This is a genomic window from Elizabethkingia occulta (assembly GCF_002023715.1).
Taxonomy (GTDB): domain Bacteria; phylum Bacteroidota; class Bacteroidia; order Flavobacteriales; family Weeksellaceae; genus Elizabethkingia; species Elizabethkingia occulta.
Genome location: NZ_MAHX01000004.1, coordinates 32759 through 49347 on the forward strand (window position 1 = coordinate 32759; position 16589 = coordinate 49347).

Annotated in this window: 16 protein-coding genes; 12 read left to right on the top strand and 4 right to left on the bottom strand. The window is 35.5% G+C overall.

Going from position 1 to position 16589, the window contains the following annotated elements:
- The first annotated feature begins 99 nt into the window (after nt 1-99).
- The 3 genes from BAZ10_RS01950 (at nt 100) to BAZ10_RS01960 (ending at nt 3611) form a co-directional block, all read left to right on the top strand.
- Nucleotides 100-1062, top strand: coding sequence for a helix-turn-helix transcriptional regulator (locus BAZ10_RS01950; RefSeq protein WP_078770606.1), 963 nt, complete (start codon nt 100-102; stop codon nt 1060-1062).
- A gap of 282 nt (nt 1063-1344) precedes the next feature.
- Entirely contained in the window at nt 1345-1542 is a 198-nt protein-coding gene (locus BAZ10_RS01955; RefSeq protein ID WP_078770607.1) for a hypothetical protein, read from the top strand.
- 23 nt (nt 1543-1565) lie between these two features.
- Nucleotides 1566-3611, top strand: coding sequence for a fimbrillin family protein (locus BAZ10_RS01960; RefSeq protein WP_078770608.1), 2046 nt, complete (start codon nt 1566-1568; stop codon nt 3609-3611).
- Between the two features lie 170 nt (nt 3612-3781).
- Here BAZ10_RS01960 and BAZ10_RS01965 read toward each other — a convergent pair whose 3' ends face one another.
- Nucleotides 3782-4627 carry an AraC family transcriptional regulator gene (locus BAZ10_RS01965; protein WP_078770609.1) on the bottom strand — a complete coding sequence of 282 codons (846 nt, stop codon included), beginning with the start codon at nt 4625-4627 and terminating at the stop codon, nt 3782-3784.
- Nucleotides 4628-4700: 73 nt separating this feature from the next.
- Between BAZ10_RS01965 and BAZ10_RS01970 the strand changes: the two genes are divergently transcribed.
- Nucleotides 4701-6080, top strand: a complete 1380-nt coding sequence (locus BAZ10_RS01970; RefSeq protein ID WP_078770610.1) for an MFS transporter — start codon at nt 4701-4703, stop codon at nt 6078-6080.
- A 21-nt stretch (nt 6081-6101) separates the two neighbouring features.
- On the top strand, nt 6102-6488 hold the full coding sequence (locus tag BAZ10_RS01975; protein ID WP_078770611.1) for a hypothetical protein: 387 nt from the start codon (nt 6102-6104) through the stop codon (nt 6486-6488).
- 78 nt (nt 6489-6566) lie between these two features.
- Here BAZ10_RS01975 and BAZ10_RS01980 read toward each other — a convergent pair whose 3' ends face one another.
- Nucleotides 6567-7595: a bestrophin family protein gene (locus tag BAZ10_RS01980; RefSeq protein ID WP_078770612.1), complete on the bottom strand. Its 1029-nt coding sequence runs from the start codon at nt 7593-7595 to the stop codon at nt 6567-6569.
- A 251-nt stretch (nt 7596-7846) separates the two neighbouring features.
- Between BAZ10_RS01980 and BAZ10_RS01985 the strand changes: the two genes are divergently transcribed.
- On the top strand, nt 7847-8431 hold the full coding sequence (locus BAZ10_RS01985) for a hypothetical protein (protein ID WP_078770613.1): 585 nt from the start codon (nt 7847-7849) through the stop codon (nt 8429-8431).
- A 129-nt stretch (nt 8432-8560) separates the two neighbouring features.
- Entirely contained in the window at nt 8561-9232 is a 672-nt protein-coding gene (locus BAZ10_RS01990) for a YceI family protein (protein WP_078770614.1), read from the top strand.
- A gap of 256 nt (nt 9233-9488) precedes the next feature.
- Here BAZ10_RS01990 and BAZ10_RS01995 read toward each other — a convergent pair whose 3' ends face one another.
- The gene (locus tag BAZ10_RS01995; RefSeq protein ID WP_078770615.1) at nt 9489-11930 is read right to left on the bottom strand and encodes an outer membrane beta-barrel family protein; all 2442 of its coding nucleotides are present in this window, start codon (nt 11928-11930) and stop codon (nt 9489-9491) included.
- A 155-nt stretch (nt 11931-12085) separates the two neighbouring features.
- Between BAZ10_RS01995 and BAZ10_RS02000 the strand changes: the two genes are divergently transcribed.
- Together BAZ10_RS02000 and BAZ10_RS02005 are read left to right on the top strand one after the other, a co-directional pair.
- Complete coding sequence (locus BAZ10_RS02000) at nt 12086-13129, top strand: sensor histidine kinase (RefSeq protein ID WP_078770616.1); 1044 nt, start codon at nt 12086-12088, stop codon at nt 13127-13129.
- Complete coding sequence (locus BAZ10_RS02005; RefSeq protein WP_078770617.1) at nt 13122-13838, top strand: LytR/AlgR family response regulator transcription factor; 717 nt, start codon at nt 13122-13124, stop codon at nt 13836-13838. The genes BAZ10_RS02000 and BAZ10_RS02005 overlap by 8 nt, the downstream gene beginning before the upstream one ends.
- A 48-nt stretch (nt 13839-13886) precedes the next feature.
- On the opposite strand, the gene BAZ10_RS02010 is transcribed toward BAZ10_RS02005, so the two are convergent.
- Nucleotides 13887-14525, bottom strand: coding sequence for an HAD-IA family hydrolase (locus BAZ10_RS02010; RefSeq protein ID WP_078770618.1), 639 nt, complete (start codon nt 14523-14525; stop codon nt 13887-13889).
- Between the two features lie 231 nt (nt 14526-14756).
- Here BAZ10_RS02010 and BAZ10_RS02015 point away from each other — a divergent pair, with 231 nt between their 5' ends.
- From BAZ10_RS02015 to BAZ10_RS02025, 3 genes are all read left to right on the top strand, one after another.
- Nucleotides 14757-15545 carry a helix-turn-helix domain-containing protein gene (locus tag BAZ10_RS02015; protein WP_078770619.1) on the top strand — a complete coding sequence of 263 codons (789 nt, stop codon included), beginning with the start codon at nt 14757-14759 and terminating at the stop codon, nt 15543-15545.
- A gap of 191 nt (nt 15546-15736) precedes the next feature.
- On the top strand, nt 15737-16156 hold the full coding sequence (locus tag BAZ10_RS02020; RefSeq protein ID WP_078770620.1) for a DoxX protein: 420 nt from the start codon (nt 15737-15739) through the stop codon (nt 16154-16156).
- A 19-nt stretch (nt 16157-16175) separates the two neighbouring features.
- Nucleotides 16176-16529, top strand: coding sequence for a cupin domain-containing protein (locus tag BAZ10_RS02025; RefSeq protein WP_078770621.1), 354 nt, complete (start codon nt 16176-16178; stop codon nt 16527-16529).
- Nucleotides 16530-16589 lie beyond the last annotated feature (60 nt).

Here is a 16589-nt window from a genome sequence, read left to right on the forward strand (position 1 = left end):
TTATCATCGCAATATTTCAGAATATACTTTCATATTTAATTATGTATAGTATTTATATTATTACTTTCATTTCCGTTTTAATCATTGCCCCTAAAAAATATGCAAAACAGAATTATTAATGAAGAAGAAAGTATTCATAATCTTTATATAAGTTTGATCAACAAATATCTGTATTTTCTGTTTTGTATATTTCTTACTTTCTCTTTGTTTACCGGATTATTTCTAAATGATATCCCTGTATCTTTATTTCTTATTTTTATTTCATTCAGTTTTCTTTTAATTAGAAAGATTAAGAAATCAGATTGCTCTAAAAAAGTCCTGAATATTCTTGTGGGTACTATTATTATTGCTCTTGCATTTCATATTAGTTTTTTTCACGTGTATAATTCCAAAGAGGTGGGTGATGAATATTTTTATTTTTCTCTGCTTTTTGCCATTCCTTTTTTCTTTGATTATAAAACCCAAAGAAATATTGTTTATGCTTTGTTATTGGTTGTTTTATTGAATTTTGTTGTGGTCGAATCTTTTGATTTGAATTTTATTCCAAGAAACAGTTTTGTAACGAATAGCGAGTATAGGGTTCTGAAGCTTGTCAACATTCTAATGTCGGTAACTATACTACTTTTTCATATTGGTTTTATTGCTGATAAAGACCATAAAATAAAGTTTCTGATAAAAAATATTAACTCAAAAAAATTGCGGATTGCAGACTTAACAGCAGCCAATAAAGAACTGAGCAAAAAGATTGTGATTATTCAGGATCTTGTTCAAAATAAGGTTAAGGAAATTATTGATCTCGCTGAACAAAAATCACCTCTTTTTCTGGAGAAATTTCAATTATTCTTTCCTGATTTTATACCCGCACTTCTTAAAATTAATCCGAATCTCGTTTCTTCCGAGCTGCAAATGTGTGCATTGATAAAATTGGAATTCAGAACAAAAGATATAGCAGTTTGTACTGATTCTAGCGTAAAATCAGTAGAGAGCAGAAAATACAGGGTAAAGAAAAAACTCAATATACCAGGTGATGTAAATATTGATTGTTTTTTAAGCCAGCTGTGACTCTTAAATTATTTGTGTAAACTATTCTTCTTTATAATAATATTTTTTTTTAGAAATAAACCTTTTTTTCACTCGTGAGTGAATATAAGGGTGCCTGAATAATGTATAGCTGATTAATGGATATAACTTTGTACAGCAATACTATACAGGAAGTTATGCGCCTGTTCTGAAAAATTTAAAAACACAATAAACTTCTCTTCTTATAATAGTAATTCTCTGTACTGTATGGTACCGATAATATGCTGACAGTTTGCTGAAAAACCTTTAAAGAATATAAATACAATGAGAAAAAATGACAAACAATTGATGAACCAGACTGAAAAAAAAGATTATAAACCTCCCGTTATAGGAGTTTTATATGTAACAATGGAGCAGGGGATTGCAAGTTCTTCGGCACAGATTGTTCCTGGTGGTTCCACCAATACGCCAACTACTACAGATTGGGACGAAAAGAAGGATGAACAAAACTGGGAATTTTAAAAATACAACAAACACGATCGATTATGAATAGTATAACTACATATAGAAGCTGTAGCAGAATATTTTCAGCATTATTCTCAGCTTTACTTTTAATATTCTCAGTAGCAAGTTGTTCTCCGGATAATAACGATGCTTCATCTGTTGGAGGAGAGGGGATGAAAATGGTGATAAAAATAGACGGAGTAATAGGTACTGAGGTTATTCAGCCAGTTAGTAAAATGGCGGTAGCATCAGTAAATAGTACCATGCCCCTTACAGGAAATACTTCCGGACTCACTACAGCCAGCGGCTTTATTGCAGATGCCAAAGCGGAACAGATACCTATGAACACAACAGGAAACCAGATGCTGAGATCTGCAATCGCAAGCACAGGTAATTTGAATAACAATCTTATAGCGGCAACACAGCCAATGCCGGTAGGTTATACATACCGTATATTAATTTATGATAAAACTACAGGATTATTATGGAAAACGCTGCAAGCTACTTCCGGAACAGCAGTATCTCTGGATGCAGTAAAAGGAGGTACTTATACGTGGTATGCATACTCTTATAATAATAACGAAGCTATACCAGAGCCATCTAATACAGCAAATCCTGCTATAGATACAGCAATAGATAAAGATTTACTCTACGCGACAGGAGAGGTGGTAGTTGCTAAGACTCCTCAGAACCAGCAGGACACCTATAATATAGCCATTACATTTCAACACAAAGTAGCGCAGGTAAGTGTGAAAGTGGATGCTTCAGTATTAGCAGAATATGCAACTATTAATAGTTTCAAGGCAAGCTTTGCACAGAATAATTATCTGAAAAAAGGGACTTTTGATATTAAGGGAGGTAGCATAAGTAATTTACAGGTAATTCCGACAACGGAGATTTTTACAACATTATCACCTGCAAATGTATGGGAAGCCAATTATTACACTGCGGATCCTGCAGCGCTAACCTCATATAAAGTGAATATAGATGATCTTCAGGTTCACTTCACTGATGCTGCACCTGCTGTTGCCGACAGAAACCTTGCAACTTACAATGGAGCTGCAAATAAGCCTTCATTTACTTACAATTTTACCTCTCCGACTTCCGGGCAACGATTACTGGGAGTGGCTAATCTATGGTATATGCTTACTTCAAAAAGAATTCTGCATATTTCGAATAACACTAGCTATGGTTATGCTTTAGAGCAAGGACGCTCCTGGGCTTTTCTGAATGCTAAGGAGAATTTTGGAAATCTGTCTACAAGCTTAGTGAAAATGGCACCGTGGACACCTGGCGGAGGCGCCTGGATTGGAGGTAATGCTACAGATGATAAAACAGAAAACTGGGTAAACTATAGTGCCAGTACTACCGGTGATAATAATATTATCAATAAGATTAATCCTGCAGATACATCCAAAAAACCGGATATTATAATTCTTGGATATGATGTTCTTTATATAAGACCGGCTGTGGCCACAGCTTTACTAGACTATATTAATAATAATGGAATTGTAATAATGCTGCTCCAGGATAGTGTAGGTGCTGAAAACAGAAGCTTCTTTAACAGCTTGTTTGGCGTATCAAATATTACTCTGGACTCCAATGGAAGTGCTGGTGCAATGTATCCTTTAGTTGGAACAGATCCTAATGATAAAATACTGAATGGCCAGGTAGGAGATGCACGTGGACAATATTGGGGAGAGGATGCCGGTACAACTCTTGGAATTGTAAATGTTCCGTTGAGTCAGGTTACGGTATATTCCTACGGGCAGGCAATTAACAGAACGGGGGCTAATTCCGGAATTACTATGTTCAAGCACAATACTAAGAACTTTTTCTATGTAGGCGACGGAGGTTTTGTTTCTAACGGTGATCTTACTTCGGCCATTATATGTCCTTTTAACTATGATGCTACAACTAAAAGACCATTACCAAAACCATACGGAGATGCAGGAAATGGCTATACTGCGCGGAGTAAGAGTGCATATAATAGTGTTGTAATGGGGAATATTATGGTGTGGGCAGCAAGAACATCTGAATTTAATGGCTTTAAACCATGGAAATATGCAGCTCCTCCAACTCCTTAGATGAATAATAAAAGTATAATTAAAAAATCATCATTCATTTGTTTGTAAAACTGTTAACTGATTTTTAAATGGTAGTTAAATAACAATATTATCATCACATTTTTGTTTGTTAACAAGTTTTATCGGGTAGTCCTAAAAGATTACCCGATTTTTGATTAAGGCATTATTCTTTATTTCTGCTTTCTGTATTCTCCCGGTGTTAGACCTCTGTGCTTTTTAAAAAGTTTTGAAAGATGGCTTTCATCACTAAACTGCAATTCATAAGCAATTTCGCTCAGGCGGATACTGCTGTGTCGCAGATAGTTTTCTACAAGCTTCAAACGATAATCCAGTAAATAGTCTTGATAAGAGATACCAGTCTGCTGTTTGAAATACTCACCAAAATAATTTTCGGAAATTCGGAAATGTTCAGCAATTATTGGAATACGTAGTTTTTCTTTGTCTTTTATGTGCTGCTGGATATAGGTGATGATTTTCATAATAGAAAATGCTTTTCGGTTTTTTTCTATATCAGACGTTTCACTTTTAATAATGTTTCGGGTAATAAGATTCAATAGAATAGAAATACTGTTTCTGATGATGAGGTAGTCCTCCGTTTTGTTTTTGTACTCCCGGGCTATTTGCAGAATAAGAGTTTCCGCAAAAGATTCATCATTTTTATTCCGGAATACACATCCTGCACGCGAGTGGTGATTGTTGCTAATATACTGTAGCTTATACAGATTTTCACAACTTTCTATACGGTCAGCTTCGAGACGTATTTTGTCAATAAACTCAACAGGACACTGAATGGCTATTAGTTCTGCATCTGTACTTTTAAAATAATAAGCCTGATGCTGTGGAATTATAATGAGTTTTCCTTTTGTGAAATTTATCTGATGGTCTTCATAAGAAAGTTCTCCTTCGCCCTTCACAATATAAACGAAACTAAGAAAAGCCTGGGTCCGAAACTGAACAGATTCATTAGCTAGCTTTAATTCCTTTACTGTAATATTTTCTATATGCAGGTTTTTCATATCCGGACACTATATATTCCTCCAAAAGTACAATTTTAACCGTATTAAAAGCGGGTATTTTTGCATAAAAAAAATGAATACTTATTCGAAAAGATGGCAGGCACTAGGTTTTTTGGTTGCAGGAGCTTTTCTGTCGCCATTGGATTATTTTATTGTTAATATGGCTTTGCCTGCTATACAAAAGGCTTTTAATGCAAGCGACCAGCAATTGCAGTTGGTTGTTGCTATTTATGGTCTCACCTATGCTGCGTTGGTTGTGTGTGGCGGAAGGCTGGGGGATATCTACGGAAGAAAGAAAATATTTACTCTTGGATTGTACATTTTCCTGTTTTCCTCCATAGCTTGTGCTTTTTCTCCTGATATTTCCACGCTTATTACCGCCAGACTTTTTCAGGGAGTGGGAGCTTCCCTTTTGGCTCCGCAAGTATTGGCGTCTGTTCGGGTATTATTCAGCAGTAGTGAGCAGCCAAAGGCAGTAAGTATTTTTAGTGCTGTATTTGGCTTGGCTTCTGTTGCAGGACAGTTATTGGGTGGACTGCTGCTCAATCTTCACTGGGCAGGGTTCTCATGGGAAATGGTATTTCTGGTAAACGTTCCGGTTACCATTGTTTGCATTACAGGTATTCATTTTACCATGGATAATAATAAAGATCCAAAATTATCCGGGATTGATTATAAAGGAGCGTTCCTGCTTATTCTTGCCTTGTTACTCTTTATTTGCTCACTTATTTTTGGAAGAGAATACCATTGGGCATGGTGGATCTTTTGCACCATGATAGCAGGATTGAGCCTTCTTATAGTATTTTTTAGATACGAAGTAAAACGGCATCAGCAGAATAGAGCAGTTCTTATAGATCCAGGCTTGTTACTGGATAAACAATTTTCATTAAGTCTTCCGGTAATATTTTTTTACAACTTTACAGCCGGTTTATTTATTTGCTATCCATACTATTTACAACAATTTCTGCATTATTCGCCAATGGATACGGGGTTAGCTATTGTTCCTTATGGATTAGCATTTTTCTTTGGGCCTTTAATTTCTCAAAGAGTAAAATTTCCTGTCAATACTTTAATTTACATAGGTTTGGGAATACTTATAGTAGGTTTTTCAACGAGTTCAATGCTCTTTTACCTATGGCAGAAGCCTTCATTGGCGACTGATATTACATTGTTTCTGGCAGGACTTGGACATGGTGTTATTATGCCGGTTATGATGCGAACTGCTATCGCATTGGTGAATAAAGAAAGAGCAGGGCAGGCCTCTGCTTTGGTAAGTATTAGCATGCAGATTGGTGGGGTAACAGGTGGGGCTATTATCGGAACCATATTTTTTAGTACAATAAATATCCTGAGTTTTCCAAAAGCTTTTGCATTGGCCATTTTAATGATTGCTTTATTTCAGGTTACCGGACTCTATATTAATGCTAAGCTGAAAAAATATATCAAGAAATAATAACTAAATATTACAATAAAGATGAACAACAAAGAAAAAATCGTTGCGGAGTTAAATGGGTTCTGCGAAAATATCGAAAAATGGTTCAGAGGAGAAGAAAATCAGGAAGCACTTTATAATAAGATTCTTTCAGGGTTTTCTCCAGATTTCAGGATGGTTAATGGTGATGGTAATGCTGTGTCATTTCATATGTTTTCCGATTGGTTGCCTACTGTATACGGGAGGTTCCCGACACGCAGTGTTGCACTGGAAAATATAGATGTTCAGTATTCCGACAGACATGGTATAGCAACCTATACCGAAATACAGATTACCGGAGATATAAATAATCAGAGAAGGGCATCTGCAGTTTTCCTTTTAGAAGAAGATAAAGCATTATGGCTGCATCTTATTGAAGAGTGGATTTAATTATTTAATTCATTCAGAGATTTATGAAAAAAAGCCCTATGAAGGGCTTTTTTTTATAAATAGAATTGAAGTTTTATATTATACCAGGACTCCATTTTTAGAAGTGATACCCTCAGGAAGATCATCTTTATTTTCTCCAATTATCTGAAGCATATCTATTTCAATCGTTCTGCAGATGGAAAGCATCGGAATGTCAAACATTAGTCCGGCAAAAGGATTCTCGGAATAATCACCTACTAATTCCATTACAATATAAATCCATCCTATTACCACACAAAACGGAACGCTTAGCAGTATACCCCAGTTTCCAAGCTTGGCAAACTCATTTACAAGTCCCAGTGGCAACAACATCATAAAAATAATGTTGAAGATAAAAGCAGTACTTGCAAATTGCCGTGGTGAAGGAAACTTTTTAATTCTTTCAGCTTGTCCCTGATAATCATAAAACAGGTTCAGGCATTCCTGAAGCTGCATTTGATTAAAATCAGAAATATCCTTACTATTTTTTAGTTCATTAACATCCTTAGCCTGTTGTGATATCAGAAAAGTGGCAAAGTTTTTATACTCCGACTGTAATGCTGCTTCCTCCTCAGAAAGATATTTATTTAAAAAAATAGGCGTTCTTCCATAGTCCGGAAATCCCGCTTTAATAAGTCTGTTACGTCTTTGGTCTACATTTATTCCATGTTTCTCAATACTGATATGTTCCCATTCAGTAGGAACCAGAAGTTGCTCCCGGAATGCATATAACCATGCAATATGGCGGTAAGCTATTTTCTTTCTTTTCTTTTCCAGTTCAAGATCACTTTCTTCGGCTGTATTAAAGGCATAAAGCATAGATGTAAGCGACCGGCTGGAGTTCACGATACCACCCCATATTTTACGGGCCTCCCATAGTCTGTCATATGCCTGATTATTTTTAAAGCCTACATAGAAAGCTTCAGCAGTACCAATTAATGCTACAGGTACCCATGGAATAACCATCCATTGCCATTTGAAAAAATAAAAAAGTGCAGCTACCAATGTACACCATAATGTAAGTATAATAACATGGAGGCCTGATAGATTCAGAATTTGCCTGTAATTAATGTATTTGGTTGTGATCATAAAGATAAATGTGTATCGGGTGTAAACAAAATAAATACCAAATTAGCTAAATTCTGGCGAGATAATAGTTATAATATACCCATTATTCAGGTTGTCAGATTATAATAGTTTACCTATTAAAATTAAAAATTATAATCATACACTACTAGATATATTTTGTTAATGTTTATAGATTAAATAACCTTAATAATTATAAAGAGACCTATGGTATATTTTTTGAAAGGAAAAAACGATTAAAAAAATAAAACTATATGAAGCGTTCTTATTTAGCAATAGGCATTTTTAGTGCAGCCTTATTATTCTCAGGAAATTTTTCTACTGTTTCTGCTCATGAGCCATTAGTTAATACTTCTGAAAAAATACAAGTTAATTCAGATTCTGTTAAAGTTGAAAATCTGGCTAAAGAATTAAAGAAACTAAAGCCGATAAGCAGTAATGATTTTAAATCTAAGTTTAAAAAAGAGATTAATGGATTTAAGCTTACAGAAGTACAAGCTTATGAAGATCCGGAAACAGGTTCTTCCGCTACAGCAAATTATAAGAAAGGTTCTCAGAATATCTATTTAATGGTAACAGATGGAGCAGGTACCGGAGCAGAACAAGTAAAATCGAGTCTGTTAAACTATCTGGAATTGCAAAAATATGAGCAGCCAACAGATAAATCAAAGGTTAAGAATTTCAAAGGTTGGTTAGTTTCCTTTGACTGGAGTATGTTTGAAGGCGACGGACTTACCAGTATCCAATATCTGGAAGGAAACAGATATGGCGTTGTGTCATCTGCTAACAAAGTTCCGATCGATGAGTTGGAAAGCTTTTTGAAAAACTTCAGCCTGTAAAAAGCAATAGATTTATTAGGAACTGAAAATAAAAATCAGTGTTTCTTGATCTATGTTAATGAAACCGCAATCAGGTTTTTTCTATTTTTGTCTCCGAAAATAAACAGAATTTATAAACAATATAACAATATGAAAAAAATTAGTTTAATAGCACTAGTAGGAGTAGGATTGCTTGCAGCATCATGTAATAAAGCAAAAACTGATACATCAGTAGGAACTGAGCAGACTGTTGCAGAAAGCAAAGGAGAAATGCTAAAAGTAGATTCAGTAGCTTCTGTAGTAAACTGGAAAGCTTTCCACAAAGGAGGATTCGCACCTCGTTGGGGAACTCTTAATGTAAAATCAGGAGATTTGAGTATTGAAGGTGGACAGGTAACAGCAGGTAACTTTATTATTGATATGACTTCTATTAAAGTTGATCCGGCTTCAGTAACAGAAGCAGATAAAAAACCTGCAGAACTTGAGGTTCACTTGAAAAGTGCTGACTTCTTTAATGTAGAAAAAAATCCTGTTTCTGATTTTAAGATTACAAGTGTAGCAGATTTGAAAGAAACTCCAAAAGATGCTGTTGCAGGAGCTAATAAAACAATAAGCGGAAATCTTACTTTGTTAGGAAAAACTATGAACGTTACTTTCCCTGCTAAAGTAGATGTTGCTGGTGATACAGCAGCTATTCAGGCTAAATTTACTGTAAACAGAGCCGACTGGGGAATTAAATTCGGTACTACTGAATCAGATCCAGCTGAATGGATGATTAGCAAAGACATCGAAATCGCAATTGATGTAAAAGCTAAAAAATAAGTTATTATATTTAAAATTTTATATACCAGAAAAGGCTTAAACAATGTTTAAGTCTTTTTTGTTGCTTAGTTTCTAAGAGTATATAAGTCCGGATATAAAATGTTCTATTGAGATAAAGAAGATCCTGCAAATGACTGTTTGCAGGATCTGTGTCTTTAAAGTAAGAGATCTGTGACTAATGAAACAAAAATCTTCTTTAAAGAAGTGAAAAAATGATATATATGTACTTTTCTGACAACATGAAATCTGTCTGTTCTTACTTTAGCTTTTTTCCTCTCATGTGCTTGTCATTTCCTTCATCCGAAAAACGACTTTCCCTGTCATGAGCAGGCTTCAAGCCTCCAAATTGCCAGCTGAAAGTAAGCGTAGCAGCCCTGTTATAATATCTGTTTATACCTGTGCTCTGGAAAGTGGGTGCAAATGCATACACATTTTCTCTAAATGCTTTCTGAAAAGGATTGATAATAGCAAGTGTAAGGCTCGCTTTATTGTCCAGAAGTTGTTTGCTTATGGCAAGGCGGTAAGAATAATTAGCTGAATTTTTTCCCTGAAGTGTAATAAATCCGTTTCCATAATCTCCCGATATGCTTAGACTTAAATTATCCGGTAGTGATAGGGTATTGCTCAAACTCGTGGTGAAAAAAGTTCCGGTATTGTTCAGTCCTAAAAATTTACTACGGAACTGAAGATAAAACACTTCGGCATTGGCATTTACAGTCCATTTTTTCACAGGACTAAAAATTGTACTGATATTAGCTCCCAAACGGTTATTCTCTCCAATGTTTGAAGGTGTGGTATAAGATATTCCGTCTTTATTAACTACGGTAACCGGTTCAATAGAGTTTTTGTTAAAATTGTAATATACGCTGCTGGTTAATGATGCTTTTTTAGCCGTTGTAAATACATGAGAAAACTCTATGTTTCTGGTTTGTTCAGGCTCCAGATAAGGATTTCCGGTAGTAATATTCAAGGGGTCACTGGCATTGCTATACGGATTGAGATCCATAATCCACGGGCGACGTATCCTCTCTGTATAATTGAATTTAAGTTCGTGGTTTTCATTAAGCTTTTTTACAATCAGCAAATTTGGAATCCAGTTTGTAAAATTCCTTTTAAAAGGAGCTCCGGACTGGAAGCTGGCATTTACAAATGTTTTTTCAAGCCGTATTCCCGGACGGATAGTCCAATCGCTATCCGTTTCGAAATTCAGTGTCATATAAGCAGAAAATACATCCTGTATATACTTTATATTTCCTAAACGTGCGGGATCTACAGGGATATGGCTGTTTATAATTTCGTAAGAGCTTTTGGATGTGTTTTTATAATAACGCAAACCTGTCTCTAACAGAATTTTTCCGGAAGCACTTAGTGGCTGCGCGTAATCTGCCTGTATACTCCAGTCTCTCTCGGATCCTTTGTTGGGACCTCTTTCACGAAAAGCGAGTGTACCGTCCATTTTATATTGCTCCGTCAGATAGTCTGAAAAATCAGTAGAGTAGGATGTTTGTGCTACTAATTGCAATTCTTGTCCTTCACGGCGAAATTTTTTCTGGTAATTTAAAACCCATTCCTTGTAATCGAATCTTCCGGTTTGTTTTATCTTCTGATGGTATTCATCTGTAGCAGAATTATTGCTGTAACGGCTGTACAAATTGCCTTTTTGTGGCCAGGATCCTTTCCAGTAAGAGAAGCTGGTTTCCAAAGTCTGAAGGGAATCTATCTGATACTTAATATTAAGTCCGGCTGAACCTCCTTTCTCCGTCTGAAGGGAATTTTTTCTCTGGAAAAGATGGCCAATTTGCTGTTGCCCGGACAAAGATGTACGTTCTGTCTGTACAGTTAATTCTTCGCGTTCTTCACTATAGCTGCCCGTAGCCGAAATATTAAATTTTCCTGCAGCTATATTTAAAGCCAGATTACTGGATTGCTCCAGATTTCCTCCGGATAAATCGAGCGATCCACTGGTTCCTTTCAGCTTTTTCTTTGTGATAATATTAATGACACCACCGGCGCCCTCGGCTTCGTATTTTGCTGATGGATTTGTAATTACTTCCACGGAAACAATAGAGCTGGCAGGAATCATTTTCAGCGCTTCTTTTAGATTTTTGGCCATTATTCCTGAAGGAATACCATTCATCAGAACTTTAATATTGGAATTTCCTCTCAGCTTAAGCTCTCCGTTCGCTCCTACAGTAAGCATTGGTGCTTTACGAAGAACATCCGTTGCATTTCCCGATTTGTTACTAATATCGGAATCCGCATTGTAGACTATTTTGTCTTTTCCATTTTGGATAAGAGGTTTCTTCCTGCTTCCCGCAATGACAACTCCTTTAATGTTGCTGCTCTTTTCTTCTAAAGAGATTCTGCCTAGATCAAGGTCTTCATTTTCCAGCCTTGTGATTTCAGAAATATAGTCATTATAGCCTAGAAAACTGATTTTAATATTTGTTTTCAAGTGTTTGGGAATCGAAGCTGAAAATGAACCATCTGCAGATGAGGTAATGGTGTGCAATACTTTTCCGGTTTCAGATTTTAAAACAATAACAGAACCTGGAAGTGCTTTATTATCTATACTGCTAACTACAATACCTTTTATTTTTACAATTTTCTCCGGAGTTGTTTGTGAGAATAGTTTGCCGGGAGATACTAAAAAGCCTAATATCAGACAGTACCACCAAAACATCTTTATCGTTTTCATAATGCCTTGTTTTAGAACTGCAAAGCAATCATAAAGCCCTTAAAAACTGAAATTTAAATGATGAACAGTCTGATAAACGTGTCGTAATGTGTTTGTCATTTTGTATTTGCATATTCCGTGAAAATGAATCTACTTTGCTTTATAATAAAAGGTTGATGGCTAAGGCAGAAAAATGGTATAAAAAGCGGTATTTTGACGAAATAATTTTCTTTAGCGCAATATTTATATTGACGATGCTTCCGGATTTTATCAAGCCCGTCTCTATGATGTATCTTGTTAAAAATCTTGTTTTCCTTGTGCTGCTTTATGGTCAGGCTATCTTACATCGTTATTTTATATTTCCTTTTCTGATGAACAGACAGTACTTACGCTATTTCGTTAGTGGTATATTGTTTATTGTTCTGGGAGCGGGATTATTATTAGCTGTTGATTATTACTGGGTAGATCCTGACTATTACAGAGCTGCAGATGTAATACTTTTTAAGGATTTTTTGTATAATGTTGTCCTGTGTTCAATTAGCATAGCTGCATTCCTCTCCTTATTTCTGATACGTAATTATTCCAAAGAACTTGAAAAGAAAAATAAAGCTCAGCTGATGTTAAGTGAGATGAATATCAAATATCTTCATGCTCAGCTTAATCCACATTTTTTCTTTAATATGCTCAATAATCTTTATGGCGTTAGCCTCGCAGAGCCATCCAGAACTCCGGAACTCATCCTGAAGCTTTCTGATTTAATGCGGTATCAGCTGGAAAATGTGAATAAGAATATTGTAAATCTAAAAGAAGAGCTTTCTTTTATCCGAAATTATATTGCCATGGAAAAGGAGCGGGTAGGTAAACGCTGCCTTATAGAGTATAACTTTGAAGATAAAAAAATGGAAGCCCACAATTATCAGATCGCTCCTCTAGTGCTTATTACTTTGGTAGAAAATGCTTTTAAGCATAGTCTTACCACCGAGCGGGAATGGTTTGTTAAAATAGTGATTCAGTTTGAAAATGGAGTTCTTAGAATGAGTGTGCATAATTCTATGCAGGATCAAAGCCTTAAAACGAGTTCTACAGGCATTGGTTTGCTCAACATTCGCAAACGTCTGGAACTTCTTTATAGTGGACATTATATGCTTGATATTATCGAGGAAGGGGAGGAATATCAGACGAACTTGGTTTTAAGTTTAAAGCATTACAATTATGAGTAAAATTCTTAAATGCATTATTATAGATGATGAGGAAGGAGCTCATCTGGTACTTCGTCATTATATCAAAGATCTGAAGCAGCTTCAGCTAAAGGACTCTTTTTATAATCCTGTTGAAGCTATGGATTATATGTATGCTAACCCTGTCGATTTGGTCTTTTTAGATATTAATATGCCGGGAATGAGCGGGCTGCAGATGCTCAAAGCATTGCGTAATCCGCCACTTGTTATTCTGACCACGGCTTACAAAGAATATGCCTTGGAAAGCTATGAATACAGAGTTGTTGATTATCTGGTAAAACCATTTGACCTTGCCAGATTTATGGCAGCGATAGAAAATGTTTTTTCGAGACTTCCACAGAACGAGACAGCAAAAACCTTGGAAAGCGACTTGTTTTTGCAAGAACCTTTTATTATCCTGAAAGTTGACGGTCATGTAATTAAAGTCAGTTATAACGAGATTACACATATCCAAAGCTGGGGTAATTATGTGAAAGTATTTACTGCGAAGGGACATTACTTAAGTCTTACCACCACCACAGAAATAGAACAGAAGCTGGACAAAAAACTGTTTATGAGAATTCATAAATCATATATCATAGCATTGAAGCGCATCAGTAAAATTTCAGGTGGCCAGGTAGAACTGGATACAGGACTTGTGTTGCCGATCGGTAATACTTATCGAAGGGCACTGCTGGAATACTTTCAGTAAGAAATCCTTTAATTAGCAGATAGGATTTAGATAGGCTTATTCAACCACTTAAATTAAGTCATTGAGATTATTGCCAATTTTAATATGTGGATATACAAGCAGTTCCTCTCTTGTGGTAATGCCGTTTAGAGCTCCGTAAAAATCAGCACCAATTGCCTGTGCTGTTTTTGCATCGATGATGCTGTCGCCGATGTATAAACACTTTTCCAAATCTGACTGCAGGTTATTGATGGCTAAGATTAAGCCAGCCGGATCCGGTTTATGTGCAGTTACATCTTCAGCACCTACAACAATGTCAAAGAAACCCTTTGGGAATTCCTTATCTATAAATTCCATTATACGATATCGGTACTTCGTAGATACAATACCTATTTTGGCACCACGTTCCTTTAATGTACTCAAAACTAAAGCGGTTTCCGGAAAAAGGATAGTATTGGCTGTCATCCAGTCATCGGCCTTTTTTACATATTCTTTTGCGTAGGAATTAAGTGTTTCTTTATCTGTAATGCCTGTCAGTATGCTAAAAGATTCCTCCAGTGTCTTTCCGATAGTGAGTTTTATTTGAAGATCACTTATATCATGATATCCGTGGTTTTCCAAAACATAGCGAAAGCACATTATAATTCCTTTTGAAGAATCGGCCAGAGTATAATCGAAATCAAAAATATAAGTATTGTATTTGTTCATTACAGAGAATCTTTCTAATAAATTATTACAGCAAATAAAGTCATAACAGCTAGAACAAAGATAGTGACTTGGTATAAGAAAAGAGCTGACAAATGCTTAATATAAAACGACAAGAACAATTTTTCTATTCATTACAAAATATATATTTTAAACTTTCATTTTTTGTAATTTAGTTTTAGTGAATTAAGGCTTAAATAATATCAGAAACTCTAATTTTAATAAGACTGATAAATGATTGACATAATAAGATATTTTCATCAGGCAGGACATCCTGAGCCAAGGAGGGTTGTGAAGTACACTTTGTTCTGGTGTAAAGAGGGAAGTGCAAAAATTCTGATCGATGAGAATATCTTTATACTTAAAGCTTCACAGTTGGTTACCATAACCTCGGGACAATTTCATCAGTTAATTTCTGTAGAAGGCGAGCTTATTGCTCTTGAATTTACTCTGGATTTTTTCTGTAAAAACGATAGTGATGTAGAACTGATTTTCCATAACGGGCTTTTCTGTCATTTCGGAATGAATGAAGTCATCAGCATTCATCAGCCTGTATTTTTCACTGAAACACTTAGCCTGATTGAAAAGGAAATAGTGGAGAAACCTTATCAGTATCTTATTTCCACTCATTCCATGGTTGAACTTTTACTGGTGGAAACTAACCGGAGTAAAATTGCCAATGGAGATGAAATCTGGAAGCCTGACGCTTTGTTCTTGAACTTTCTGGAAAGTGTCCGAAATCATTTTTCTGAAGACTATTCCGTTTCCCGATTTGCAGATCTTTTAGGTACTACCGAAGCTAAATTGAATGAAGTTTCAAAGCTTCATACCAATAAAACAGCGCAAAATGTAATATACAGTCTCATTATTTCTGAAGCAAAAAGATTATTACTGTATGAAAAACTGAGTGTAAAGGAAATTGCTTATCAGCTTGGCTTCAACGATCCTTTTTATTTTTCCAATTTCTTTAAGAAGCATACTTCCCTTTCTCCAAAAGACTATCAAAAAACAGTCCGGAATTAGCCTATAAAATAGATGTAGCTAATTTTATATCTACTTCTTTCCATTGTTTATAAAGCTTTTGTGGTTATATTCTTATCAAGAAAACCAGCTTGATCTTCAAATATTATATGCTTTTCTCAGAATTGTCTATTCTTTTGGGGTACACTTTCCCTGAACTTTGTACCTGTCATTAAGAACTAAAAATTATTTTTATGAAAGTGAGACAAGATATCGCAGTTTTTCTGTTAAGAATAGCATTGGCAGCAGGATTTTTATCTGCTGTGTCCAGCAGGTTAAACCTTTGGGGAGCACAGTCTTCGGGTTGGAGCAAATTTGTGCAATATACGGCTGAAGTAAATTCTTTTTTACCTCATTCATGGATTCCATCCCTTGCGGTATTATCTACATTTGCAGAATCTTCCATTGGGTTCTTACTTCTTATAGGTTATCGGGTACATAAAACGGCTTTATTTGCTGCTGTTCTCACTGTTTTATTTGGCATTGCTATGAGTATTTCCTTTGGCTGTAAGGAGCCTTTGGATTATTCTGTTTTTGCATTTAGCGCCGGGGCATTCTTGTTGAGTACTTTTTCTCATTATTTATGGTCTTTGGATCAGCTTTTACATCAATAACAATTTAACATTCAATATCATGAACACAAACATCTATGACTACATTGTAAAGACAGAGCAGAAAGACTGGCAACCTTTAATAGAGAAAGGAATTCATTATGAAGGTATTTTTGTAAAATCTTTAAAATTTGATCCTGATAAAAATCGCTCTACAACAATTCTTCTAAAGTTTGGGCCGGGAGCAAGTTATCCCTATCATAATCATCCTGCAGGTGAAGAGCTCTTTATAATGGAAGGTAAAGCCATTATTGCAGGAGCAGAGCTGGAGAAAGGTGATTATTTATATACACCACCTAATTTCAAACATTCTGTAAAATCAGAGCATGGCTGTACAATTATGTTTATAGTTCCTGAAGAAGTGGAGATTCTCTGACCTGTTGATCTGTTTATAATAAAAGCCTGCGATGAAATATTTAATCGCAGGCTTTATTGT